A 22,839-nucleotide genomic window follows, 5' to 3' on the forward strand; every position below is an offset into this window, starting at 1 on the left:
CGGCGGCGGGGTTCGTCGGCCATGGACCCGTCTGTCCCAGGCGCCGGCCTTTGGCATGGCCGGCTCAGGGTAACGTTTCGCGCCAAAAACGGCGTTGACTACGCGCAACAGTGGGTGGCTGGAAAGCCCCTAATTGCACGCGCACCGCGCCCAGCTCGGCACTGTCGTATATCTGGCTGCCCAGTCGCTGGTAGCGCTCCACCACCTGCGGGTGAGGATGGCCGAACGCATTGCCACGCCCACGGGAAATCAGCACCGACGTGGGCGCCAGCCGCTGTAGAAAAGGCCAGGACGACGAACTGCGGCTGCCATGGTGAGGGGATTGCAGCCAGTCGGTGTGCACGGCCAACGAAGACGCGAGAAATGCTCGCTCGGCAGCCCGATCAATATCCCCCGTGAGCAGCAGCCGCTCACCATTGGCCTGGACCTGCAGAACACAGGACTTGGGGTTGCCATCAATCGCATCAGGCCACTGCCACAGCTCGAATGCCACACCGTCCCACTCCCACTGTTCGCCGCTGACGCAGGGCTGGGTGGCGAGAAACGCGGGCAACCCCTCGGTTTCACCGCCCACGACACGCCGGATCGGCAACCCTCGGGCAACAGCCGACGCCCCCCCGGCATGATCGGCGTCGGCGTGGCTCAGCAGCATCATATCCAGCGTCCCGACGCCGAGCTTTTTCAACGCGGGCACTACCACACGGGCACCGAGGTCAACCGCCCCCGAACGCGGACCGGCATCGTAGAGCAACGTGTGATGGCGGGTACGCAGGATCAAGGCCTGACCCTGCCCGACATCCAGCTGCACCACCTCCACCCGCCCATGGGGCACGAGCTCGCGGGGTGGAAACACGGCCAACAACAGCAGTGGCAAGCCCAGGGGCCGAAACGGCACGCCGCTGGGCAGCAATAACAGCACCGCGCCGACCAGGCTGATCAGCCAGTAACCCAGGGGCACTTCGGCCGGTATCCAGGCAGGCATTAGCCCAGCGAGCCATGCCAAGCCCCGGAACAACTCGTCAAGCGCCCCACCCGCCAGCCACAACAAGCCCTCACCCGCATACGGCAGCGGCAACAATGTGCTCCCCAGCAACGCCAGGGGCAACACCACCAGGCTGATCCACGGCACGGCAACCAGGTTGGCCAGCGGCGCACTGACGCTGACGGGCAAGCCGAGCACCAGCAACACAGGAAACAGACCAACGGCAATCAAGCACTGGGGGCGTGTCCATGCCTGCCAGACACTCCACGGCCCCAAGCGCCCACCAAATCCCAGGACCAGCACCGCGACAGCCATGAAGGACAGCCAGAATCCGGGTTGCAGGCTGGCCAGTGGCTCCAGGATCAGCACGCCATTGAGTGCCAGCAACAACGGCCACCAGAAGCCCAGATGACGAAAGCGCAGGCGCCACAACAACACCAGCCCCACCATGACGCAGGCCCGTTGCACCGGCACGCCAAACCCTGCCAGCAGGCCGTACCCCAGCGCGGCGGCAAACGCCAGGCCGCACGCCCACGGCAGCCACGGCCAGGTGCGGGGCCAGCAGCCGTAGCGTGCAAGTAGCGCGACCAAGCCGTAGATCAACCCCGCCAGCAAGCCAATGTGCTGGCCGGAAATCACCAACAGGTGCACCGTGCCAGTGTCCTGCAACACCTGCCAGTCTTCGGCCGCCAGCCCGGAGCCATCCCCCAGCACCAAAGCCGCCAGGCCCGCCTCGCGGCCTTGGGCATCCACCGCCATCAGACGTTGGCGGACAGTGTCACGCCAGGCATGACGCGCCGGCGCCAGGCGCTCACCATCCTTCACCGAGCCAGTGGCGCCAATGCGCTGGGCCAGCAGCCAGGCCTCCTGATCGAAACCGTGAAAATTGAGCAGCCCGGCAGGCCGTTTCAGCGTCACGGCCAGACGCCAGCGCTCGCCACTGCGTACCGGCGGCCCGCCGTGCCAAAACACCCGGATGCGCTTGGGCAACCGGGCGTTGCGCGCCTGGCTGTCGGCCAGCTCAAAACGCACGCCCGTCCCTGTCTGCTGCGGCAACCCGGTTACACGGCCTTCCAGCCATCGCGTCTGGCCATCCAGCACCGGCCGTAGTCGATCATCCAGCGCCCACTGCGCGCTGATGCAGGCCCAGCTCAAACCCAGCAGGAAAAATGCCAGTGGCGACGTACGAAAAGGCAATAGCATCAATGCCAGCACCAACATGGCTATCAGCCACCCCGTCGACGGCAACGCCGGTAGAAAGCGCAAGGCAAGCAACCCCAGCGCGAGCGCGAACATCCCTGTCTTCATGAACCCTCCTTTTCAAGTGATCCACTCAGTCTTAGACGAGGGCCCAGCGTGTCCTATGATGTTTTGTCACAAAGTCTGAATTTTCTGTTTATAGAATGCGGGCATACTTGCCCCTCGAACTGACCTGGACCCCCTATGCCTCGGCGCTTATTCAAACGGTACATGCCCGACCCCACCAGTATCAGGGAACACAAGTCATTACAGTTTCTTGGCACGTTGCTGCACGACCCGAACCTCTGGCACCTGAATCGGCACTCCGTGGCACGCGCCATGGCCGTGGGTTTGTTCGCGGCGTTTATCCCGATCCCATTGCAGATGCTGCTGGCGGCAGTGCTGGCGATCACCGTGCGCGGCAATATGCCCATCGCCATCAGCCTGGTATGGCTGACCAACCCGATCACCATGCCGGTGGTGTTCATCTGCACCTACATGACCGGCGCCTGGCTGATGAATGTGCCACCGCGCAGCCTGCCCGACGACCTGACCTGGGAGTGGATCAGCGGCCAGTTGAGCACGCTGTGGCAGCCCTTCCTGCTGGGTTCGGTGGTGTTGGGGCTGGTGCTGGGCGCACTGGCCTACTGCCTGACCATGGGGTACTGGCGCTGGTGGGTCGCGCACCAATGGAAAAAGCGCAAGCAGCGCCGAGGCTGAGACCTATCGCGCCGGCAACCGCAGGTGCACACGCAGGCCCTGGCCGGTATTTTCCGCCCACAGGCTGCCGTCCTGGCGTTGCACGGCATTGCGCGCGATGCTCAGGCCCAGCCCGAAGCCACCATCGCCGGGCCTCGAACCGTCCAGCCGCGTAAACGGCGCAAAGATTCGCTCCAGATCCTGCTCATCGATTCCCCCGCCCTGGTCTTCCAACCAAAGGTGCCAATACTCCCCCTCGCGGCATCCATCCAGGCACACGACCCCCTCCGCCGGGGAATGGCGTATGGCGTTGCGCAGGATATTCTCCAGGGCCTGGGCCAGGGCATTCAGGTTGCCCCGTACCCAACTGTCGGCGCCCAGAAGGCAGGGCAGCCGCGACGCCGGCCAACCGCTTTCAAAGCACGCGTTCTCGCGCAGCATGTCCCACAGCGCCTGCACCTGAATATCTTCTTTGGGCAGCGGCGCCCGCTCGGTATCCAGCCAGGCCAGTTGCAGGCTGTCTTCCACCAGGCGCTGCATGGCATCGATCTCCCGCCCCAGCCGCTCACGCAGGCGCGCAAGATCCTGCTCACTGTCACAGGCCACCCGCAAACGGCTCAAGGGCGTGCGCAGTTCATGGGACATGTCCCTTAACAGCTGCTGTTGCAGCATCACCGTACCCTGCAAGCGCTCGGACATATGATCAAACGCGCGCCCCAGCTCGCCCAATTCGTCCTGGCGGCTGGTGGCGTCGTGGGACATCCGCGTATTCAATTGATCGGCACGCCATGCGTTGGCCTGCTCGCGCAGTTGATTGAGGGGCATGATCAGCAACCGATAGAGGCCGATGCACAGCAACAAGGTAAAGAGGCCGGGAATCACGCCGTTGGTCAGCACCCGCCAGAACAGTTGGTAGCGCCCCGGCATAAAACGCTGCGGCAGTTCAATCACCAGCGAACCGGCGCCCGGATCCACCGCAAACGGGATCTTCAACCACGGCAACCCCTTGACGTGGCGGCTGACCGGCCAATCCAGGCCCCGCAGAAAGGTCAGGCGCTGGCTTTCCGTGTCGGTCAGCGGGTAGCTGCTCAACGACTGCAAGTCATTGCCGATCACCCCGATCCACGTGCTTTCGCGCTTGCCCATTGCCTGCAGCCACGCATCAACGCCGGCATTGCCGCTCTGGTTCCAGGCCTGCTCGGCGCCGACCGCATAACCACTCAAGGTGCTCCTGGCCTCATCGGACAGGTAGGCGTTCTTTTGCTCCATGTACCGGCCCCAGGACCAACTGAGCCAGATCATCAGCAAACAGAAGGCGATCAGCAGGCAGGCGAGCTTCCAGAATAACGAGTGCCTGCCCGGCAGCCGTTTCAGTGATGCCTCAAAGCCCATCGTCGTGACCGCTCAGCACATAGCCCTTGCCCCACACCGTGCGCACCTCACGCTCGCTGTAGCCGATGGCCTTGAGCTTGCGGCGGATCTGGCTGATATGCATGTCGAGGCTGCGATCATGGGGCGCATAACCCCGTTGCAACACGTGCTGGTAGAGGAAGGCTTTGCTGAGGACTTCTTCAGCGTTGCGATGCAGGGTTTCCAGCAGGCGATATTCGCTGCGGGTCAGGCCCGCCCAGTGGCCTTGATGAAAAACATCGCACAGTTCATCGTCGAAACGCAGGGTGCGGGTATCCTCGCGCACGGGCTCAAGCGTCGGCAACGGGCGCCGATCCAGGGCCACCCGCCGCAGGATGGCTTCGATACGCACGCGCAGCTCTACCATGCTGAAGGGCTTTGGCAGGTAATCATCGGCACCCAGGCGAAAACCGCTGACGCGATCGGTTTCAGCGCCCAGGGCCGACATCAGGATCACCGGAATCGAATGGCTCCGGCGCAGATGGGTGAGGATCGACAAGCCATCCAGGCCCGGCAGCAGAATATCCATCAACACCACGTCGAATGCCTGGTCGCGCGCCATCTCCAAGCCCTGCTGACCGTTCTGGCACCAGGTGACCTGGAAGCCACAGCGCCCCAAATGCTCATGCACATAGGCACCCAGCACGGGGTCATCTTCAATTGTGAGGATACGGGGTAGGCCAACTGCTGCGGGATTCATTAGCGTCTGCAAGTCATTCTCAATCACTGATTATTCAAGATAACCCCGCCGCAGGCAATCGCCACACGGCGTCCAACGGCCCGAAGATTGCCCTCTGTCATTAATTTGCAAGATTCCAGGCCGCGCAAATGGCTACACTGCGCAGGTGGCGCGGGCCGGATGCCGGCGCGGAAGATTGATATCAGTGTGGTAGCAGGAGAGTGGCGTGCTTAAAAGAATGGGGATAAAAGGCCGCGTACTGTTGCTGACCTTATTACCGACCAGCCTGATGGCCTTGTTGTTGGGAGGATACTTCACCTGGATGCAGCTCTCGGAGTTGCAGGCCCAACTGCTGCAACGCGGCGAAATGATCGCCGAGCAGCTGGCGCCCCTGGTGGCTCCGGCCATGGGCAGCAGGAATACCGACCTGCTGGAGCGTATCGCCACCCAATCCCTGGAACAGACGGACGTACGCACCGTGGCGTTCCTCGCGCCGGACCGCACGCCCCTGGCCCACGCCGGCCCGACCATGCTCAACCAGCCGCCGGTGGGTAACAGTTCCCACCTGCTGCAGCGCACCGGCAACGACGCCACGCGCTACCTGCTGCCGGTGTTTGGTCGCCATCGCAACCTGGCGGGCGATTTGATCCCCGATGAAGCCGATCGCCTGCTCGGCTGGGTCGAGGTGGAGTTGTCCCACAACGGTATGTTGCTGCGCGGCTATCGCAGCCTGTTCGCCAGCCTGCTGCTGATTGCCATCGGCCTGATCTGCACCGCAGCCCTGGCCTTGCGCATCAGCCGTACGATCAACGCGCCGATTGGCCTGATCAAGCAAGCGGTGGCCCAACTCAAGGACGGCAACCTGGAAACCCGCCTGCCACCCTTGGGCAGCCAGGAGCTGGATCAACTCGCATCGGGCATCAACCGCATGGCCGAAACCCTGCAAAACGCCCGGGAAGAATTGCAGCACAGCATCGACCAGGCCACCGAAGACGTGCGCCAGAACCTGGAAACCATCGAGATCCAGAACATCGAGCTGGACCTGGCGCGCAAGGAGGCCCTGGAGGCCAGCCGCATCAAGTCCGAGTTCCTGGCGAACATGAGCCATGAAATCCGTACGCCGCTCAACGGCATACTCGGCTTTACCCACCTGCTGCAAAAAAGCGAGCTGACCCCGCGCCAGCTGGACTACCTGGGCACCATCGAAAAATCCGCCGACAACCTGCTGGGCATCATCAACGAGATCCTCGATTTCTCGAAGATCGAGGCCGGCAAGCTGGTGCTCGACAGCATCCCGTTCAACCTGCGGGATCTGCTGCAAGACACCCTCACCATCCTCGCCCCCGCCGCCCATGCCAAGCAGCTGGAACTGGTCAGCCTGGTGTACCGCGACACGCCGCTGGCGCTGGTGGGCGACCCGCTGCGGCTCAAGCAGATCCTGACCAACCTGATCAGCAATGCGATCAAGTTCACCCGCGAAGGCACCATCGTGGCCCGGGCGATGATCGAGGACGAGCAGGAAGACAGCGTGCAACTGCGCATCAGCGTGCAGGACACCGGCATCGGCCTGTCCAGCCAGGACGTGCGGGCGTTGTTCCAGGCGTTCAGCCAGGCCGACAATTCACTGTCGCGCCAGCCCGGCGGCACGGGGCTTGGCCTGGTGATATCCAAGCGCCTGATCGAACAAATGGGCGGTGAAATCGGCGTCGACAGCACGCCGGGCGAAGGCTCTGAATTCTGGATCAGCCTGAACCTGCCCAAGACCCGCGACGACGTCGAAGACCTGCCCTGCGCGCCGTTGTTGGGCCATCGTGTAGCGGTGCTGGAAAACCACGACCTGGCTCGCCAGGCCCTGCAGCACCAATTGGAAGACTGTGGCCTGGAAGTAACGCCGTTCAATACCCTGGAAAGCCTGACCAACGGCATCACCAGCGCTCACCAGACCGAGCAGGCTATCGACCTCGCGGTACTCGGCGTGACCGCCAACGATATTCCGCCCGAGCGCCTCAACCAGCACCTGTGGGACCTCGAACACCTGGGTTGCAAAGTGCTGGTGCTGTGCCCCACCACCGAACAGATGCTGTTCAACGAGTCGGTACCCAACCCCAACAGCCAGTTGCAGGCCAAGCCGGCGTGTACCCGCAAGCTGCGCCGTGCCCTGTCCGACCTGATCAGCCCGCGGCCCTCCCGCAGTGAACCGGGCGAGCCGTTGTCCAGCCGTGCGCCGCGTGTGCTGTGTGTCGACGACAACCCGGCAAACCTGCTGTTGGTGCAAACCCTGCTGGAAGACATGGGCGCGCAGGTCCGGGCAGTGGAAAGCGGCTACGCGGCGGTCGACGCGGTGAAACAGGACACCTTCGACCTGGTGCTGATGGACGTGCAGATGCCGGGCATGGACGGACGCCAGAGCACCGAGGCGATCCGCCAGTGGGAAAGCGAGCGCCATGGCACGCCCTTGCCGGTGGTCGCCCTCACCGCCCACGCCATGGCCAACGAAAAGCGCGCCCTGCTGCAAAGTGGTATGGACGACTACCTGACCAAACCCATCAGCGAACGGCAACTGGCCCAGGTGGTGCTGAAATGGACCGGCCTGGCCCTGCGCAACCAGGTGCCGGAGCGCGCCGTCGAAGGCCTGGGCCCCGGGGTGCAATTGCCGGTGCTGGACCACGAGGAAGGCCTGCGCCTGGCCGCCGGCAAGATGGACCTGGCGGCCGACATGCTGGCCATGCTGCTGGCCTCCCTGGAAGCCGATCGCCAGGCCATTCACGTCGCCCGCGAGGCCAAGGACAACCTGGCCCTGATCGAACGCGTCCACCGTCTGCACGGCGCCACCCGCTACTGTGGCGTGCCGCAACTGCGCGCCGCCTGCCAGCGCGCCGAAACCCTGCTCAAGCAGGACGACGCCAAGGCCATGACCGCGCTGGACGAGCTGGACATGGCCATTGCACGGCTGGCTAGTGAAGCGCGGGTCAGCGCCTGAACTCATCAAAAAGGACGCCTTTGATGCGCGTGATTCTTTTCAGCAGCCAGACCTACGACCGCGACAGTTTCCTCGGCGAACCCTTGCCGCGCGGCCTGGAACTGCAATTCCAACCCGCCCGGCTCAACCTCGACACCGTCGCCCTGGCCGAACACCACGAGGTAGTCTGCGCCTTTATCAACGATGACCTCAGCGCCCCGGTGCTGGAACACCTGGCCAAGGGCGGCACGCGGTTGATCGCGTTGCGTTCGGCCGGCTACAACCATGTGGACCTGCCTGCCGCCAAACGTCTGGGCCTGACCATCGTGCGCGTCCCGGCCTATTCGCCCCATGCGATCGCCGAACACGCGGTGGCCCTGATCCTCGCCCTCAACCGCCGCCTGCATCGCGCCTACAACCGCACCCGCGACGGCGATTTCAGCCTGCATGGCCTCACCGGCTTCGACCTGGTGGGCAAGACCGTCGGCGTGGTCGGCACCGGCCAGATCGGCGCCACGTTCGCCAGGATCATGGCGGGCTTCGGTTGCCGGCTGCTCGCCTACGACCCGTTCCCCAACCCCCAGGTCCATGCCCTCGGCGCTGACTATGTGAGCCTGCCGGAGCTCTTGGCCCAGGCCCAGATCATCAGCCTGCACTGCCCGCTGACCGCCGACAGCAAGCACCTGATCAATGCACGCTCCCTGGCGCGGATGCAACCCGGCGCCATGTTGATCAACACCGGTCGCGGTGGCCTGGTCGACACGCCGGCGCTGATCGAAGCACTCAAGGACGGCCAACTCGGCTACCTGGGGCTGGATGTGTACGAGGAGGAAGCCCAGCTGTTTTTCGAGGACCGCTCCGATCTGCCCTTGCAGGACGATGTGCTCGCGCGCCTGCTGACCTTCCCCAACGTGATCGTCACCGCACACCAGGCGTTCCTTACCCGCGAAGCCCTGGCGGCGATTGCCGGCACCACATTGGCCAATATTGCGGCATGGGCCGATGGCCGGGCGCAGAACCTCGTCGAAGGATGATCAGCGGTCACATACCAGGCTCATGATCAGCAGGCACCCGTGATAGGATGCCGCGCCTATTTGGAGGATCCATGGCCGAACACGATTTCCGCTTCAGCTTGCTGAGCCCGCAACACACCCTGATCGAATGCCGTGCCCTGGTGCCGGGCCGTTACCAGGTCACCGGCAACGGTGGCTCGATCAAGCATGACGACGTGCTGATCGTCACTCTGCGCGGCAGTAAAACCTTGTCCATGCGCCTTACCGTCGAAGGTGACGCGCGCTACTCCATCCGCCCTGCCGGCCAGTGGGTCGCCATGGCCCGCGGGCCGAAGTTCGGCGAGCTGGAGATTCACACCTGGAAGGTCAACTGCGACAGCTGCGACACCGTGCTGGAGTTTGAATTCGCGGTGGAAACCAAGCTGACCAAGGAGCCGCTGCAACCGGCCGCCAATGCACGCATTGCCGAGTTGGGTTGGGCCAGCGAAGGCGACAAACATCGTTGCCCGAAATGCCAGAAGGCCGGGCAATGAAAGGCCTGCTTCTGCTCGCCGCCGTCGGTGCGGCCCTGAGTGGCTGCGCCGGTGACGCGGCCAAGCTCAAGCAGGATCACAGCTACGTGGTGGAGTGGATTGGTGAGCGGCCGTTGATGGATTACGCACACCTGACCGTCACCCTCGGCGCCGATGGGCGTGCCTACGGCAACGGCGGTTGCAACCACTGGTTCGCGCCGTACATCCTTGAGGGCGACAAACTCAGCTTCGGCAAGCTCGGCAGTACCCGCAAGCTCTGCGCCGAGGCCCTGATGGAGCAGGAACAGCGCTTCTTCCAGGCCCTGCAAGGCGTACAGCGCTGGGACATCTCGCCGATCGAGCAGACCCGCTTCTGGCCGACCGAAGGCAAGCCGATTCGCCTGTGGCTCGAAGAGGGCTGATTCCACCGACCTACAGGTTGGTGAGATTTAAATAATGAGATGGGTTGGCAGGTGGGAAGTTGCTCGGCTGTAGATCTCGTGGGCACCGCTGGGCCCCTGTGGGAGATGTCGAGCTTTAGCGAGGCTTCGATGGCGGCGGCATGGTTGGCAGGTGTGTCGGCTGACACACCGCTATCGGGGCAAGTCGAATCGTCGCACCGCCCCTCCCACATTTGATCGGGGGCAATACTCTAGCCGCGCAAGGCCTTGAGCTTGGCCAACACCCCTTCCGCCGTCTGCTCACCCATCAACTGCTCGCGCACCTTGCCCTTGTCATCAATGATATAGGTCACCGGCAACGCTTCGCTGCGCGGAATCTCGAAGATCCCGTCCGGGTTCTGTGCCAGCACGGTGAACTTGATCCCCAGTTTGTCGCTGGCCTCTTTCAGCTCTGCACCCTGCACATTGTCGAAGTTAACCCCGAACACCCCCACGCCCTGCCCCTTCAACTGTTCCGCCAGGGCGTTGAGTTCGGGGATTTCCGTACGGCATGGGCCACACCATTCCGCCCAGTAGTTGACCACCAGCCACTGTTTGTCCAGGCGCTCGGCCTCGACCTTCTGGCCGTACTGGTCAACGCCGTAGTCATTGCCGCAGCCGCTGAGCAGCAGGGTTGTAATGATCGCCAATGCACCGATCAGTCGCCTTGTCATGGGGTATTCCTTCGCAAAAATGAACGTTGGCTGCGACCTATCGCCTCTTACGGTTTAAGGACAGGACGCCGCGCAGGTAGAATACCCGCCACCTTACGCAAGATGCGACCCGCACATGACCGATCTGACGCTTTATCACAACCCGCGCTGCTCGAAATCCCGCGGTGCGCTCGAACTGCTGGAAGCCCGAGGCCTCGCCCCCACCGTGGTGCGTTACCTGGAAAACCCGCTGAATGCCGCGCAATTGAAGGCACTGCTGGCCAAGCTGGGCATCAGCGCCCGCCAACTGCTGCGCACCGGCGAAGACGAATACAAGGCCCTCAACCTGGCCGACGCCAGCCTCAGCGAAGCGCAGTTGATCGCCGCGATCGCCGAACACCCCAAGCTGATGGAACGCCCGATCCTGGAAACCGCCAATAAAGCCATCATTGGCCGTCCGCCAGAGAACGTGCTGGAGATCCTGCCGTGACTGCGCCGTATGTGCTGGTGTTGTATTACAGCCGCAATGGCTCGGTGAGCGAAATGGCTCGGCAGATTGCCCGTGGCATCGAGCAAGGCGGGATGGAAGCGCGGCTGCGCACCGTACCGGCGATCTCCACCGAATGCGAAGCCGTGGCGCCGAGCATCCCGGACGAAGGCGCGCTGTACGCCAGCCTCGATGACTTGAAAAACTGCTCGGGCCTGGCCCTGGGCAGCCCGACGCGCTTCGGCAACATGGCCGCGCCGCTCAAGTACTTCCTCGACGGCACCAGCAACCTGTGGCTCACCGGTGCGTTGGTCGGCAAGCCGGCCGGGGTGTTCACCTCCACCGCCAGCCTGCATGGCGGCCAGGAAACCACGCTGATGTCGATGCTGCTGCCGCTGCTGCACCACGGCATGCTGATCACTGGCCTGCCCTACAGCGAACAGGCGCTGCTCGACACCCAGGGCGGCGGCACGCCGTATGGCGCCAGCCACCATGCCGGGCCGGATGGCAAGCGCCTGCTCGACCCGCATGAAATCACCCTGTGCCGGGCCCTGGGCCTGCGCCTGGCCAAGACCGCCACGCTGCTGGAGAACGGCCGTGGCCAGGAAGCCTAAGGTTCTACCGCCGCAAGCGTGGCTGGAGCCACGGGTCAAGGCGGCACGCGCGTTAAGCCTGCTGGCGTTTTTCGCCCTGGTGGGTTTGTTGTGCGGGTACTACCTGTTCGTCGCCGACCTGCACGGCGCACGCCCGTGGGTGATCCTGCTGATCGAACTGGTGCCGCTGCTGGTGCTGGCGCCGGGGATGATCATCGGCAGCGCGCGCGGGCATTCGTGGATGTGCTTTGCGGTGAACCTGTATTTCATCAAGGGCGCGCTGGCGGCGTATGACCCGAACCGGCAGTGGTTCGGGGTGCTGGAGATGCTGGCCAGCCTGGCGGTGTTTTGCACGGCGCTGCTGTATGTGCGCTGGCGGCACCAGTTGAACCGCCGGTTGGCCACACCCTAGAACCCGGTCAGTGATTCACCGTATAGGCCAGCATCATCGACAGCTGGCACATCGGCCGCCCACTCTCGGCATGCCACTGGTTGAACGCAGCCTGCACCGTGGCCAGGTCGCGCAGGCTGGTGGGTGCCTTGTCGACAATCTTCTGCGCATTCAATGCCGCGACCACGTCATCGCTCGGCACAAAGGTATCCTTGCCCACCATCCGCAAAAAGCGCGGGGCCGACAGCCCGCCCAGCTGATGACCGTGCTTGCTCAGGTATTTCCATAACCCGACGATATCGGTCACCGGCCAGTCGGCGATAAATGCGCCGAAGCTGCCTTTTTCCTGCTCGATGTCCAGGATCATCTGCGCATTGCGCGGCACGCTCTTGAGCTTGCCCAGGTGACGGATGATGCGCGCGTCCTGCATCAGCCGCTCCAGGTGCTCGGCCCCCATCAACACGACTTTTTCCGGGTCGAAGCCGAAGAACACCTGCTCGAAGGCCGGCCACTTGGCATCCACCACGCTGTGTTTCAAGCCGGCGCGAAACACGCGCAACGCCAAGGTCGACAGGTAGCGATCATCACTGATCTTGCGTAACTGCGCCGGGGTCTTGGGCACCGGCAGGTGGGCGTCCAGCTCGGCCGCTGAACCGAAGCGATTCAGACAATATTCGTGCAGCCACTTGTAATCGCGCATGCCCTCTCCTGCTGTTGAATGCTGGCAATGGAATTGAAAACGGCGCCCGCGAGCGCCGTGTGTCAGAGCGTTGAATGAGCTCAGAGGTTCACAACATTGACGAAACGCGGCGCGGCGCTCTCATCGATTTTAAGGCTGGTGAAGTCGAACAGGTTGCGGTCGGCCAATTGCGACGGCTGCACGTTCTGCAGGCTGCGGAAGATACTTTCGGTACGCCCGGGGGTCTTGCGCTCCCAATCCACCAGCATGTCCTTGACCACCTGGCGCTGCAGGTTTTCCTGGGAGCCGCACAGGTTGCACGGGATGATCGGGAATTGCTTGAAGTCGGAGTAGGCCTGGATGTCCTTCTCGTTGCAATACGCCAGCGGGCGGATCACCACGTTGCGCCCGTCATCGGCACGCAGCTTGGGCGGCATGGCCTTGAGCGAACCGTTGAAGAACATATTGAGGAAGAAGGTCTCGACAATATCGTCGCGGTGGTGACCCAGGGCCATCTTGGTCGCCCCGATCTCATCGGCAAAGGTGTAGAGCGTTCCACGGCGCAGGCGCGAGCATAGCGAGCAGGTGGTCTTGCCTTCAGGGATCAGTTCCTTGACCACCGAATAGGTGTCTTTTTCGACGATGTGGTACTCGACGCCCAGCGCCTTGAGGTAGGCCGGCAGCACGTGCTCGGGGAAGCCCGGTTGTTTCTGGTCCATATTGACCGCAACGATGTCGAACTTGATCGGCGCGACCTTTTGCAGGTGCAGCAGCACGTCGAGCATGGTGTAGCTGTCTTTGCCGCCGGAGAGGCAGACCATGACCTTGTCGCCGTCCTCGATCATGTTGAAATCGGCGACTGCCTCACCGGCCAGGCGGCGCAGGCGTTTTTGCAGTTTGTTCTGGTTGACCGTAAGAGTGCCCATGGCGCTTGGATCCGCTGGAGGTGTGTGACGAAAAGCCGGGTATTTTACGCAAAAAAAACAGCTAAAGGGCTAACAGTAAAAGACCCCGCCGCGATTAGGCCCCCTGTTTACAGCGCAATTTGCTCTAAAGGCCCTACGGTTATTCCGGTCATCCCTTCCTATACTGCGACTTGAGGTCGCACACATATATCCAGACCTTTGTGGCCATCTGGCCCGTGGGCGCTCCGATGGGGGGCGATGGTAATAACGACAGGAGTGACTGGCATGATCCATCACGTCGTGGGGCTGTTTACCCATCCCGACCAGGAATGGCGGGAAATTCGTGGCGATAAAGAAGAAAGCATCGGCCACATGTACCTCACTCACACCCTGATTCTCGCGGCGATCCCCGCCGTATCGGCTTTTATCGGCACCACCCAGGTCGGCTGGGTCATCGGCAACCGCTCCCCGGTCATGCTGACCCAGGAAAGTGCGCTGTGGATGACTCTCATGTCCTACGCGGCCATGCTCGGCGGCGTGGCAGTGATGGGCGCGTTCATCCACTGGATGGCCCGCACCTACGACGCCAACCCCAGCATGGCGCGGTGCGTGGCGTTTGCCACCTATACCGCGACACCTCTGTTTATCGGCGGGCTGGCGGCGCTCTACCCGCATATGTGGCTGGGCATGGTGGTGGGCACTGCGGCGATCTGCTACACGGTGTACCTGCTGTATGTCGGCGTACCGACCTTCATGAGCATCGATCCGGATGAAGGTTTCCTGTTTTCCAGCTCGATACTGGCCGTAGGGCTGGTGGTGCTGGTGGCGATCATGGCGTTTACCGTGATTGTCTGGGGGCTGGGCGTAGGACCGATTTACACTAACTGACCCGCTCAATCGTGAAGGAAAGGCCACCGCAAGGTGGCCTTGTGCGTTATGCATGACCATTCGGCGCCTGACAGATTCGGAAACACCCCGCTTTGCGGCATACTGGACGCCTCTGGAGATATGTACAGCATGCCCGAGCAACTCAATACCCGCGTCGAAGATTGTTTCCTGCAAGCCGAATCCTTTTTCAAACGAAGCTTCAAACGCCCCCAGGTCAGCCTCAAGCTGCGGGGCCAGAAGGCCGGTGTCGCGCATTTGCACGAGAACCTGCTGCGCTTCAACCCACAGTTGTACCGAGAAAACAGCCAACACTTCCTGAAACAGACCGTGGCCCATGAGGTGGCGCACCTGATTGCCCACCAATTGTTCGGCGAACGCATCCAGCCCCATGGCGAGGAATGGCAACTGATCATGCGTGGGGTCTATGAACTGCCGCCGGACCGCTGCCACACCTATGCCGTGAAGCGTCGCCAGGTAACCCGCTATATTTATCGTTGCCCGTGTGCCGACAGTGACTTTCCGTTTTCGTCGCAACGCCATGGCATGGTGGCTCAGGGGCGGCGGTACCTGTGTCGGCGCTGTCGGCAGACATTGGTGTTTACCGGCGAAACCAGAGTGGAATAAAGGCCTCATCGGGAGCAAGCCCCCTCCCACATTTTGATCGTATTCACAGGCCTAATGTGGGAGGGGGCTTGCTCCCGATAGCGTCCGCCCAGCCACTACATAATCACCTTGGAGCTGCGCAGCTCGCTGATGCGCTGGGGGCTCAAGCCCAGCTCCGCCAACACTTCATCACTGTGCGCACCCACGGCGACGCCAATGTGCCGGGGCGCTGGCAACCCTTCCGAAAACTTCAACGGGCAGGCTATCTGCGCCTGGCTAGAGCCATCACCCCTGGGCACCTGGCTGACCAGCGCCCGCGCCTTCAACTGCGGATGGGCCACGGCTTCGCTGAGCGTCAGCACCGGCTCCACGCAGGCATCCACCCCGGCAAACAGCTCGCACAATTGCTCGAAACTGCGCTTCTCGAACTCCACCTGCAAGGCCTGCTTAAGCGCCGGCTGCTGCTCAGGCTTCAAGCCCTGCGCGGCCAACTCCGGGCGGCCCAACGTTTCACACAACTGCTGCATGAAAGCCGGTTCCAGGCTGCCGACCGACATCCAGCGCCCATCTCGGGAGCGGTAGTAATCGTAGAAACTCCCGCCATTGAGCACATGGCCCTCCCGCTCAGGCTCCACACCACACGCCAGGTAACCCGCGCCGGCCATGGCGTTCAGGCTGAACGAGCAATCGGTCATGCTGACATCCAGGTATTGGCCGACCCCGCTCTGCTGCCGGGCGATAACGGCCGCCAGCAGCCCCACCACTGCATGCAGCGAACCGCCGCCGACGTCCGCCAACTGCACGCCCAAGGGCAGTGGCCCGCTGTCCCGGCGCCCGGTGTAACTGGCGACCCCGGCCAGCGCCAGGTAGTTGATGTCATGCCCGGCGCGGTCCTTATAGGGCCCGGTCTGCCCATACCCGGTGATCGACACATAAATCAGCCGCGGGTTGATCGCCTTCAGCGCCTCGTACCCCAGACCCAGGCGTTCCATCACGCCGGGGCGGAATTGTTCGAGGACAATGTCGTAGTCCTTGACCAGTTCGCGCACGATCTCCAGCGCCTGGGCCTGCTTCAAATCCAGCGCCAGGCTGCGTTTGTTGCGGTTGAGATAGGCATGGCTGGCGGAAGTCCCCTGGTCATGGGGCGGCAGCACCCGCAGCAGGTCGATGCGCGTGGGGGACTCGATACGCAGTACCTCCGCGCCCATGTCCGCCAGCATCAAGGAAGCAAACGGGCCGGGCAGCAAGGTGGAAAAATCCAGCACTTTGAGGGACGCCAAGGGACCTGACATGGAGACTCCATTTGGGTTTCGGATTCCCACAGACTAGGCAGCCTGGCGCCTACCGGCAATCGTCAGAACGATCATCGAGGGTGACCGTTTTGATCATGGCGGGCTTTTTCGTGGCGGCGGCTTTATCATTGGCCCACGTTTGCTTGCAGAGTGTTCCATGAAGTTTGCGATTGCAGTGTTTTCCGCCGCCCATGCGCCCTCCTCGCGCCGCGCCCTGCTGTTTGCACAGGCGGCGTTGGCCGGCGGGCATGAGATTGTGCGGCTGTTTTTCTATCAGGACGGCGTCTACGGCGCCTCCAATAACATCGTTGCACCCCAGGATGAGCAGGACATCGCCCGCCAATGGCGCGAGTTGGTCAATGTGCATCAACTCGACGGCGTGGTGTGCATCGCTGCCGCCTTGCGTCGTGGCGTGCTTAATGTCGAGGAAGCCACGCGCTATCAACGCAGCGCGGCCAACCTGGATGCGCCCTGGGCATTGTCGGGCCTGGGGCAATTGCACGACGCCACCCAGGCCGCCGACCGCCTGATCTGTTTTGGAGGGCCGTGACATGTCCAAATCCTTGTTAGTGATCAGCCGCCAGGCGCCCTGGTCCGGGCCGAGCGCGCGCGAAGCGCTGGATATCGTGCTGGCCGGGGGCGCATTCGATCTGCCGATCGGCGTGCTGTTCATGGATGACGGCGTGTTCCAACTGGCGCCGCACCAGGATGCCAAGGCCGTGCAGCAAAAGGACCTCAGCGCTAACTTGCAGGCGTTGGGCCTGTTCGGCATCGATGACGTGTTCGCCTGCAGCCATAGCCTGGGTGAGCGCGGGCTGACGCAGCCGGCCAATGCCCAGTCGCTGGACAGCGAAGCGATCGCCAAGCTGATTGACCGTTACGACCAGGTGATGACCCTCTGATGTCGACTCTACATGTGGTTTCCCACTCCCCGTTTACCGACAGCCGCCTCGACAGTTGCCTGCGTATCTGTGGCGCCGAAGACGCGATCCTGCTCTGCGGCGATGGCGCCTATGGGCTGCATAACGCGGCCCTGCACACCAAGGGCATAAAGGTTTTTGTGCTGGCCGAAGACATGCAGGCGCGCAATCTGCCGCTGCCGGATTGGGCCGACAGCGTGGACTACCCGGGTTTCGTGCAGCTGTCGCTCGACTACAGCAAGGTCAACACCTGGCTATGAACACCCTGACCGTAGGCGCGCGCACCCTGGACCTGGACAAGGACGGTTACCTCGTCGACCTGAATGAATGGTCCGATGAGGTGGCCAATGCCCTGGCCGCCGTCGAAGGCCTGGAATTGACCGCCGATCATTGGCAGATCCTCGAACTGCTGCGCCAGTTCTACGCCGAATTCCAGCTGTCCCCTGCCACGCGGCCGCTGATCAAGTACACGGCCTTGAAGCTGGGCCCGGAAAAGGGCAACAGCTTGCACCTCAACACACTGTTCAACGGCACTCCCGCCAAACTCGCCGCCAAGCTGGCGGGCCTGCCCAGACCGACGAATTGCTTATGACCGACTTCGCCCCGCTGACCCTTGAAACCCCTGCCGAGCATCCGTTTGCGCAGTTCGTGCGCATCCTGGGCAAAGGCAAGCGCGGCGCGCGCAACCTCACCCGCGAAGAGGCCCGCGAAGCCATGGGCATGCTGCTCGACGAAAAAGTCGAAGACACCCAGCTCGGCGCCTTCCTGATGCTGCTGCGCCACAAGGAAGAAAGCCCGGAAGAACTCGCCGGCTTTACCGAAGCCGTGCGTGAACGCTTGAACGCCCCGGCACTGAATGTGGATGTCGACTGGCCGACCTACGCCGGCAAGAAGCGCCACCTGCCGTGGTTCCTGCTGGCGGCCAAGTGCCTGGCGCAACATGGCGTGCGCATCCTCATGCACGGCGGCGGCGCACACACGGCGGGCCGGCTGTACACCGAACAATTGCTGCAAACCCTGCACATCCCGCTGTGCCGTAATTGGCAGCAGGTCGGGACCGCGTTTGAACAAGGCAACCTGGCGTTTATCCCGCTGGGCGATTGGGCGCCGCAACTGCAACGCATGATCGACCTGCGCAACACCCTCGGCCTGCGCTCGCCGATCCACTCCCTGGCGCGCCTGCTCAACCCGCTGAATGCGCGCTGCGGCCTGCAAAGCATTTTCCACCCCGGTTACCAGGGCGTGCACCGCGATGCCAGCGGCCTGCTTGGCGATCATGTGATCGTGGTCAAGGGCGACGGCGGCGAAGTCGAGATCAACCCCGACACGATCAGCCACCTCTATGGCACCACCGGTGGCGAAAGCTGGGATGAAGAATGGCCTGCCCTCTCCGACCAGCGCCACGTCAAGCCGGCAACCCTGGAGCCTGATCACTTGAAGGCCGTGTGGCGCGGCGACGTAGAAGACAGCTACCCGCAACTGGCGCTGATCGCCACCATGGCCCTGGCCTTGCGCGGCCTCGGCCACCCACGGGAACAGGCGTTCGAATTAGCCCGGCAATACTGGGATGCACGGGACAAATCGATTTAATCGATCATTCACGCCCGGTCTTTGCGCTTTTAGTTCGAACTCATCCCTTTAGACTGGGCTCCAACGCTTATTAGCCAAGGAGCCAGTCATGGGTTTGCTGATCGAAGGACACTGGAAAGACCAGTGGTACGAAAGTAGCGCAGATGGCGCTTTCCAGCGCGAACAGGCCCAGCGCCGCCACTGGGTGACCGCCGATGGCCAGCCGGGGCCCAGCGGCGAAGGCGGCTTCAAGGCCGAGGCCGGTCGTTATCACCTTTATGTGTCCCTGGCCTGCCCCTGGGCCCACCGCACCCTGATCCTGCGCAAGCTCAAGGGCCTGGAAAGCGTGATCGACGTGTCCGTGGTCAGCTGGCTGATGCTGGAAAACGGCTGGACCTTCGACAAGGCCCACGGCTCCACCGGCGATAAGCTCGATGGTTTCGAATTCATGCACCAGCGCTATACCGCCGACACCGCCGACTACACCGGCCGCGTCACCGTGCCGGTGCTGTGGGACAAGCAGCTCAACCGCATCGTCAGCAATGAATCGGCAGAGATCATCCGCATGTTCAACAGCGCGTTCAACGGCCTGACCGGCAACACCCTGGACTTCTACCCTGAGCCGCTGCGCGCGACCATCGATGGGCTCAACGAGCGGATCTACCCGGCCGCGAACAATGGCGTGTACCGCGCAGGCTTTGCCACCTCACAAAAAGCGTATGAAAGCGCGTTTGATGATGTGTTTGCCGAACTGGATCACCTGGAGCAGCACCTGGGCGACCATCGCTACCTGGCCGGCGAGTACCTGACCGAGGCGGATGTGCGCTTGTTCACCACGCTGATTCGTTTTGATGCGGTGTATTACAGCCACTTCAAATGCAATCTGCGGCGGATTGCCGATTATTCGAACCTGTCGAATTGGCTGAGGGAGATGTATCAGTGGCCGGGCGTGGCCGAGACGGTGGATTTCACACACATCAAGGGGCATTACTATGGGAGCCACCGCACCATCAACCCGACGGCGATCGTGCCGAAGGGGCCGTTGCAGGCGTTTGATGCCGGGCATGATCGAGCGCGGCTAACCAGCAAAGGCATTTGGAGCTGATACAAAACCCGTAGGAGCGAGCGTGCTCGCGAATAACTCAAAAACACCGCGTGCATTCAGGATGGGCGCGTTATCGTTGACGATTTTCGCGAGCAAGCTCGCTCCTACAGTCGATGTGTGCGCAGGTGCTCAGACTTGTGACTGGGCGCCTTCAAACCACTTCAGCTTCTCGCGCAGCACCACCACCTCACCGACGATCACCAGCGTCGGCGCATGCACTTCATGCTCCGCCACCATGCGCGGCAAGTCCGCCAGGGTGCCGGTAAACACGCGCTGGTTGGACGTGGTGCCCTGCTGGATCAACGCCGCCGGGGTATCCGCGGCACGCCCATGCTTGATCAGTTGCTCACAGATGATCGGCAAGCCAATCAAGCCCATGTAGAACACCAGGGTCTGCGACGGCCCTACCAGGTCACTCCAAGGCAGGTCCGACGTCCCATTCTTCAAGTGCCCGGTGATAAAGCGTACCGACTGTGCGTAGTCGCGATGGGTCAGCGGAATCCCGGCGTACGCCGCGCAACCACTGGCTGCGGTGATCCCCGGCACCACCTGGAACGGGATGCCATGGGCCGCCAGTTCCTCGATTTCTTCACCGCCACGGCCAAAGATGAACGGATCGCCACCCTTGAGGCGCAGCACGCGCTTGCCTTGCCTGGCCAGGTCCACCAGTTGCTGGTTGATCTGGTCTTGCGGCACGGCGTGGTCGGCGCGGCGCTTGCCGACGTAGATGCGCTCGGCATCACGACGGCACAGCTCCAGAATCGCCGGTGCCACCAAACGGTCGTACAGCACCACGTCGGCTTGCTGCATCAGGCGCAGGGCACGGAAGGTCAGCAGGTCCGGGTCGCCTGGGCCGGCACCGACCAGGTACACCTCACCCGGCGCATAAGGCGGTGCGCCGTTGACCTTTTCGATCAACAGACGCTCAGCCTCATCGCCCTGCCCGGCCAACTGACGGTCGGCAATCGGCCCTTGGAACACTTCTTCCCAGAACGCCCGACGCTGCTGCACATCCGGGTACAAACCTTTGACCTGGGCACGAAAGCGCGCCGCCAGCCCGGCCAACTGGCCGTAGGTGGACGGAATCCAGGTTTCCAGCTTGGCGCGGATCAAGCGCGCCAGCACCGGCGCATCGCCGCCGCTGGACACCGCGATCACCAAGGGCGAACGGTCGACAATCGCCGGGAAAATCACGCTGCACAAGGCCGGCGCGTCCACCACATTGACCGGAACGCAACGACGCTTGGCGTCACTGGACACTTGCGCGTTCAGTGGCTCGTCGTCGGTCGCCGCGATGATCAGGGTGCAGCCTTCCAGGTCGGCCTCCTGATAACCGCGCAGAATCAATTCCCCGCCACTGCCATGCACCAACTCACGCAACTGGTCTTCGATCTGGGGAGCAACCACCCGCAGCACTGCGCCGGCGTCAGCCAGCAGGCGGGATTTGCGCAAGGCAATCTCCCCCCCACCGACGACCAGCACACGACTGCCGCGCAGGTTATGAAACAGCGGCAGGAATTCCATTTAGCGGATGACCTCGACGCCCGCCATGTAAGGCTTGAGCACTTCAGGTACGCGGATCGAACCGTCAGCCTGCTGGTAGTTTTCCAGCACCGCCACCAGGGTACGACCTACAGCCAGGCCCGAACCGTTGAGGGTGTGCACCAGCTCCGGCTTGCCGGTTTCCGGGTTACGGAAACGCGCCTGCATGCGCCGGGCCTGGAAATCACCGCAGTTGGAGCACGAGGAAATCTCGCGGTATTTGTCCTGGCTGGGTACCCACACTTCGAGGTCGTAGGTCTTCACGGCGCTGAAACCCATGTCGCCGGTGCACAGCGCCAGGACGCGGTACGGCAGCTCCAGCAGCTGCAGGACGCGTTCGGCGTTGGCGGTCAGGCCTTCCAGGGCTTCCATGGAGGTCGACGGCTCAACCACTTGCACCATCTCGACCTTGTCGAACTGGTGCTGGCGGATCATGCCGCGGGTGTCACGACCCGACGCACCGGCTTCACTGCGGAAGCACGGGCTGTGAGCGACGAACTTGAGCGGCAGTTGCCTGGCATCGAGGATCTCGCCCGCAACGATATTGGTCAGCGACACTTCGGCGGTCGGGATCAGGTACAGATCGGCTTCGCCATCGCGGCTGATCTTGAACAGGTCCTCCTCGAACTTCGGCAACTGGCTGGTGCCCATCAGCGCCGGCGCCTGCACCAGGTACGGGGTGTAAGCCTCTTCGTAACCGTGCTCGCCGGTGTGCAGGTTGATCATGAACTGCGCCAGGGCACGGTGCATGCGTGCAATCGGGCCGCGCAGCAAGGCAAAGCGCGCACCGGACATTTTGGCGGCGGTTTCAAAATCCAGGCCACCAGTCAATTCGCCCAGGGCGACGTGGTCCTTGATCTCGAAATCAAAGGCCGTTGGCGTGCCCCAGCGACGCACTTCGACGTTGCCGTCTTCGTCTTCGCCAATCGGCACGGACTCGTGCGGCAGGTTGGGGATGCCCAGCAGGATCGAATCCAGCTCGGACTGAATGCCTTCCAGCTCGACCTTGCCGTCGGACAGCTCGGTGCCCATGCGCTCGACGTCCGCCATCAACGGCGCGATGTCTTCGCCACGTTGCTTGGCCTGACCGATGGATTTGGAACGCGCATTCCGCTCAGCCTGCAGTGCTTCGGTGCGGGTCTGGACGGTCTTGCGCTGTTCTTCCAGCGCTTCGATGCGCGCAACATCCAAGGCAAAGCCACGGGAAGCCAGGCGGTCCGCTACGTCCTGAAGGTTGCTACGTAACAGTTTGGAATCGAGCATGTCGGTCTCTCGTTTA

25 protein-coding genes are annotated in these 22,839 nt (G+C 62.8%); 16 read left to right on the forward strand and 9 right to left on the reverse strand.

Annotation, left to right across the window (positions count from 1 at the left end; all coding sequences use genetic code 11):
- Positions 1 to 64 precede the first annotated feature (64 nt).
- Positions 65 to 2,290, reverse strand: a complete 2,226-nt coding sequence (locus Q8X51_RS04785; protein ID WP_407694096.1) for a ComEC/Rec2 family competence protein — start codon at positions 2,288 to 2,290, stop codon at positions 65 to 67.
- Between the two features lie 135 nt (positions 2,291 to 2,425).
- Here Q8X51_RS04785 and Q8X51_RS04790 point away from each other — a divergent pair, with 135 nt between their 5' ends.
- Positions 2,426 to 2,941 (forward strand): DUF2062 domain-containing protein, encoded by a 516-nt coding sequence (locus Q8X51_RS04790; protein ID WP_027607322.1) that lies wholly within the window; start codon positions 2,426 to 2,428, stop codon positions 2,939 to 2,941.
- 3 nt (positions 2,942 to 2,944) lie between these two features.
- On the opposite strand, the gene Q8X51_RS04795 is transcribed toward Q8X51_RS04790, so the two are convergent.
- A complete protein-coding gene (locus Q8X51_RS04795) occupies positions 2,945 to 4,312 on the reverse strand; it encodes a sensor histidine kinase (RefSeq protein ID WP_065927090.1) in 1,368 nt (455 codons plus the stop codon).
- Positions 4,302 to 5,030, reverse strand: coding sequence for a response regulator transcription factor (locus tag Q8X51_RS04800; RefSeq protein ID WP_407694097.1), 729 nt, complete (start codon positions 5,028 to 5,030; stop codon positions 4,302 to 4,304). Before Q8X51_RS04800 ends, Q8X51_RS04795 begins: the two co-directional genes overlap by 11 nt.
- Positions 5,031 to 5,235: 205 nt before the next feature.
- On the opposite strand from Q8X51_RS04800, the gene Q8X51_RS04805 reads away from it, so the two are divergent.
- From Q8X51_RS04805 to Q8X51_RS04820, 4 genes are all read left to right on the forward strand, one after another.
- Positions 5,236 to 7,989, forward strand: a complete 2,754-nt coding sequence (locus tag Q8X51_RS04805) for a response regulator (RefSeq protein ID WP_065948339.1) — start codon at positions 5,236 to 5,238, stop codon at positions 7,987 to 7,989.
- A 23-nt stretch (positions 7,990 to 8,012) separates the two neighbouring features.
- The gene (locus tag Q8X51_RS04810) at positions 8,013 to 9,002 is read left to right on the forward strand and encodes a 2-hydroxyacid dehydrogenase (protein ID WP_407694098.1); all 990 of its coding nucleotides are present in this window, start codon (positions 8,013 to 8,015) and stop codon (positions 9,000 to 9,002) included.
- 71 nt (positions 9,003 to 9,073) lie between these two features.
- Complete coding sequence (locus tag Q8X51_RS04815) at positions 9,074 to 9,514, forward strand: hypothetical protein (RefSeq protein ID WP_027607327.1); 441 nt, start codon at positions 9,074 to 9,076, stop codon at positions 9,512 to 9,514.
- Positions 9,511 to 9,915, forward strand: coding sequence for an META domain-containing protein (locus tag Q8X51_RS04820; RefSeq protein ID WP_407694099.1), 405 nt, complete (start codon positions 9,511 to 9,513; stop codon positions 9,913 to 9,915). Before Q8X51_RS04815 ends, Q8X51_RS04820 begins: the two co-directional genes overlap by 4 nt.
- Before the next feature lie 230 nt (positions 9,916 to 10,145).
- Here Q8X51_RS04820 and Q8X51_RS04825 read toward each other — a convergent pair whose 3' ends face one another.
- Positions 10,146 to 10,607, reverse strand: a complete 462-nt coding sequence (locus Q8X51_RS04825) for a TlpA disulfide reductase family protein (protein WP_407694100.1) — start codon at positions 10,605 to 10,607, stop codon at positions 10,146 to 10,148.
- Between the two features lie 115 nt (positions 10,608 to 10,722).
- Between Q8X51_RS04825 and arsC the strand changes: the two genes are divergently transcribed.
- The 3 genes from arsC to Q8X51_RS04840 are packed head-to-tail and all read left to right on the forward strand — an operon-like array spanning position 10,723 to position 12,078.
- Entirely contained in the window at positions 10,723 to 11,076 is a 354-nt protein-coding gene (gene arsC / locus Q8X51_RS04830) for an arsenate reductase (glutaredoxin) (RefSeq protein ID WP_065927085.1), read from the forward strand.
- Complete coding sequence (gene wrbA / locus Q8X51_RS04835) at positions 11,073 to 11,687, forward strand: NAD(P)H:quinone oxidoreductase (RefSeq protein WP_027606360.1); 615 nt, start codon at positions 11,073 to 11,075, stop codon at positions 11,685 to 11,687. Before arsC ends, wrbA begins: the two co-directional genes overlap by 4 nt.
- Complete coding sequence (locus Q8X51_RS04840) at positions 11,671 to 12,078, forward strand: DUF2069 domain-containing protein (RefSeq protein WP_065940056.1); 408 nt, start codon at positions 11,671 to 11,673, stop codon at positions 12,076 to 12,078. Before wrbA ends, Q8X51_RS04840 begins: the two co-directional genes overlap by 17 nt.
- 7 nt (positions 12,079 to 12,085) lie before the next feature.
- Here the strand turns inward: Q8X51_RS04840 and Q8X51_RS04845 are convergent, their stop codons facing one another.
- Both Q8X51_RS04845 and ttcA read right to left on the reverse strand, forming a co-directional pair.
- Positions 12,086 to 12,757 carry a DNA-3-methyladenine glycosylase I gene (locus Q8X51_RS04845; RefSeq protein ID WP_065948341.1) on the reverse strand — a complete coding sequence of 224 codons (672 nt, stop codon included), beginning with the start codon at positions 12,755 to 12,757 and terminating at the stop codon, positions 12,086 to 12,088.
- Between the two features lie 80 nt (positions 12,758 to 12,837).
- Positions 12,838 to 13,662 (reverse strand): tRNA 2-thiocytidine(32) synthetase TtcA, encoded by an 825-nt coding sequence (ttcA, locus tag Q8X51_RS04850; RefSeq protein ID WP_065948342.1) that lies wholly within the window; start codon positions 13,660 to 13,662, stop codon positions 12,838 to 12,840.
- A gap of 264 nt (positions 13,663 to 13,926) precedes the next feature.
- Between ttcA and Q8X51_RS04855 the strand changes: the two genes are divergently transcribed.
- Together Q8X51_RS04855 and Q8X51_RS04860 are read left to right on the forward strand one after the other, a co-directional pair.
- Positions 13,927 to 14,529 carry a Yip1 family protein gene (locus Q8X51_RS04855; protein ID WP_027606356.1) on the forward strand — a complete coding sequence of 201 codons (603 nt, stop codon included), beginning with the start codon at positions 13,927 to 13,929 and terminating at the stop codon, positions 14,527 to 14,529.
- Positions 14,530 to 14,658: 129 nt separating this feature from the next.
- Positions 14,659 to 15,153: a SprT family zinc-dependent metalloprotease gene (locus Q8X51_RS04860; protein WP_027606355.1), complete on the forward strand. Its 495-nt coding sequence runs from the start codon at positions 14,659 to 14,661 to the stop codon at positions 15,151 to 15,153.
- 95 nt (positions 15,154 to 15,248) lie between these two features.
- On the opposite strand, the gene Q8X51_RS04865 is transcribed toward Q8X51_RS04860, so the two are convergent.
- The gene (locus tag Q8X51_RS04865; protein WP_407694101.1) at positions 15,249 to 16,424 is read right to left on the reverse strand and encodes a CaiB/BaiF CoA transferase family protein; all 1,176 of its coding nucleotides are present in this window, start codon (positions 16,422 to 16,424) and stop codon (positions 15,249 to 15,251) included.
- 157 nt (positions 16,425 to 16,581) lie between these two features.
- On the opposite strand from Q8X51_RS04865, the gene tusD reads away from it, so the two are divergent.
- The 6 genes from tusD to Q8X51_RS04895 all read left to right on the forward strand — a co-directional run bounded on the left by tusD (position 16,582) and on the right by Q8X51_RS04895 (position 20,018).
- Complete coding sequence (gene tusD, locus Q8X51_RS04870) at positions 16,582 to 16,974, forward strand: sulfurtransferase complex subunit TusD (RefSeq protein WP_407694102.1); 393 nt, start codon at positions 16,582 to 16,584, stop codon at positions 16,972 to 16,974.
- Position 16,975: 1 nt separating this feature from the next.
- Positions 16,976 to 17,326, forward strand: a complete 351-nt coding sequence (gene tusC, locus Q8X51_RS04875) for a sulfurtransferase complex subunit TusC (protein ID WP_065948345.1) — start codon at positions 16,976 to 16,978, stop codon at positions 17,324 to 17,326.
- The gene (tusB, locus tag Q8X51_RS04880; protein WP_053128523.1) at positions 17,326 to 17,604 is read left to right on the forward strand and encodes a sulfurtransferase complex subunit TusB; all 279 of its coding nucleotides are present in this window, start codon (positions 17,326 to 17,328) and stop codon (positions 17,602 to 17,604) included. Before tusC ends, tusB begins: the two co-directional genes overlap by 1 nt.
- Positions 17,601 to 17,936 carry a TusE/DsrC/DsvC family sulfur relay protein gene (locus Q8X51_RS04885; RefSeq protein WP_407694103.1) on the forward strand — a complete coding sequence of 112 codons (336 nt, stop codon included), beginning with the start codon at positions 17,601 to 17,603 and terminating at the stop codon, positions 17,934 to 17,936. Before tusB ends, Q8X51_RS04885 begins: the two co-directional genes overlap by 4 nt.
- Complete coding sequence (locus tag Q8X51_RS04890) at positions 17,933 to 18,934, forward strand: glycosyl transferase family protein (RefSeq protein ID WP_065927078.1); 1,002 nt, start codon at positions 17,933 to 17,935, stop codon at positions 18,932 to 18,934. The genes Q8X51_RS04885 and Q8X51_RS04890 overlap by 4 nt, the downstream gene beginning before the upstream one ends.
- An 88-nt stretch (positions 18,935 to 19,022) precedes the next feature.
- Positions 19,023 to 20,018, forward strand: coding sequence for a glutathione S-transferase family protein (locus tag Q8X51_RS04895; protein ID WP_407694104.1), 996 nt, complete (start codon positions 19,023 to 19,025; stop codon positions 20,016 to 20,018).
- A gap of 129 nt (positions 20,019 to 20,147) precedes the next feature.
- Here the strand turns inward: Q8X51_RS04895 and cysG are convergent, their stop codons facing one another.
- Both cysG and serS read right to left on the reverse strand, forming a co-directional pair.
- The gene (cysG, locus tag Q8X51_RS04900) at positions 20,148 to 21,542 is read right to left on the reverse strand and encodes a siroheme synthase CysG (protein WP_407694105.1); all 1,395 of its coding nucleotides are present in this window, start codon (positions 21,540 to 21,542) and stop codon (positions 20,148 to 20,150) included.
- Positions 21,543 to 22,823 carry a serine--tRNA ligase gene (gene serS, locus Q8X51_RS04905; protein WP_407694106.1) on the reverse strand — a complete coding sequence of 427 codons (1,281 nt, stop codon included), beginning with the start codon at positions 22,821 to 22,823 and terminating at the stop codon, positions 21,543 to 21,545.
- Positions 22,824 to 22,839 lie beyond the last annotated feature (16 nt).

Origin of the sequence: Pseudomonas sp. Yb2C2, from assembly GCF_052112325.1 — a bacterium.
Taxonomy (GTDB): domain Bacteria; phylum Pseudomonadota; class Gammaproteobacteria; order Pseudomonadales; family Pseudomonadaceae; genus Aquipseudomonas; species Aquipseudomonas marginalis.

Coding starts and splice junctions, on each gene's coding strand:
- tusB (WP_053128523.1), top strand. CDS start 17,326: ATGTCGACTCTACATGTGGTTTCCCACTCCCCGTTTACCGACAGCCGC.
- Q8X51_RS04820 (WP_407694099.1), top strand. CDS start 9,511: ATGAAAGGCCTGCTTCTGCTCGCCGCCGTCGGTGCGGCCCTGAGTGGC.
- tusD (WP_407694102.1), top strand. CDS start 16,582: ATGAAGTTTGCGATTGCAGTGTTTTCCGCCGCCCATGCGCCCTCCTCG.
- Q8X51_RS04795 (WP_065927090.1), bottom strand. CDS start 4,312: ATGGGCTTTGAGGCATCACTGAAACGGCTGCCGGGCAGGCACTCGTTA.
- Q8X51_RS04785 (WP_407694096.1), bottom strand. CDS start 2,290: ATGAAGACAGGGATGTTCGCGCTCGCGCTGGGGTTGCTTGCCTTGCGC.
- ttcA (WP_065948342.1), bottom strand. CDS start 13,662: ATGGGCACTCTTACGGTCAACCAGAACAAACTGCAAAAACGCCTGCGC.
- Q8X51_RS04825 (WP_407694100.1), bottom strand. CDS start 10,607: ATGACAAGGCGACTGATCGGTGCATTGGCGATCATTACAACCCTGCTG.
- Q8X51_RS04790 (WP_027607322.1), top strand. CDS start 2,426: ATGCCTCGGCGCTTATTCAAACGGTACATGCCCGACCCCACCAGTATC.
- Q8X51_RS04855 (WP_027606356.1), top strand. CDS start 13,927: ATGATCCATCACGTCGTGGGGCTGTTTACCCATCCCGACCAGGAATGG.
- serS (WP_407694106.1), bottom strand. CDS start 22,823: ATGCTCGATTCCAAACTGTTACGTAGCAACCTTCAGGACGTAGCGGAC.
- Q8X51_RS04815 (WP_027607327.1), top strand. CDS start 9,074: ATGGCCGAACACGATTTCCGCTTCAGCTTGCTGAGCCCGCAACACACC.
- cysG (WP_407694105.1), bottom strand. CDS start 21,542: ATGGAATTCCTGCCGCTGTTTCATAACCTGCGCGGCAGTCGTGTGCTG.
- Q8X51_RS04895 (WP_407694104.1), top strand. CDS start 19,023: ATGGGTTTGCTGATCGAAGGACACTGGAAAGACCAGTGGTACGAAAGT.
- Q8X51_RS04865 (WP_407694101.1), bottom strand. CDS start 16,424: ATGTCAGGTCCCTTGGCGTCCCTCAAAGTGCTGGATTTTTCCACCTTG.
- Q8X51_RS04800 (WP_407694097.1), bottom strand. CDS start 5,030: ATGAATCCCGCAGCAGTTGGCCTACCCCGTATCCTCACAATTGAAGAT.
- Q8X51_RS04845 (WP_065948341.1), bottom strand. CDS start 12,757: ATGCGCGATTACAAGTGGCTGCACGAATATTGTCTGAATCGCTTCGGT.
- tusC (WP_065948345.1), top strand. CDS start 16,976: ATGTCCAAATCCTTGTTAGTGATCAGCCGCCAGGCGCCCTGGTCCGGG.
- Q8X51_RS04890 (WP_065927078.1), top strand. CDS start 17,933: ATGACCGACTTCGCCCCGCTGACCCTTGAAACCCCTGCCGAGCATCCG.
- Q8X51_RS04885 (WP_407694103.1), top strand. CDS start 17,601: ATGAACACCCTGACCGTAGGCGCGCGCACCCTGGACCTGGACAAGGAC.
- arsC (WP_065927085.1), top strand. CDS start 10,723: ATGACCGATCTGACGCTTTATCACAACCCGCGCTGCTCGAAATCCCGC.
- Q8X51_RS04860 (WP_027606355.1), top strand. CDS start 14,659: ATGCCCGAGCAACTCAATACCCGCGTCGAAGATTGTTTCCTGCAAGCC.
- Q8X51_RS04810 (WP_407694098.1), top strand. CDS start 8,013: ATGCGCGTGATTCTTTTCAGCAGCCAGACCTACGACCGCGACAGTTTC.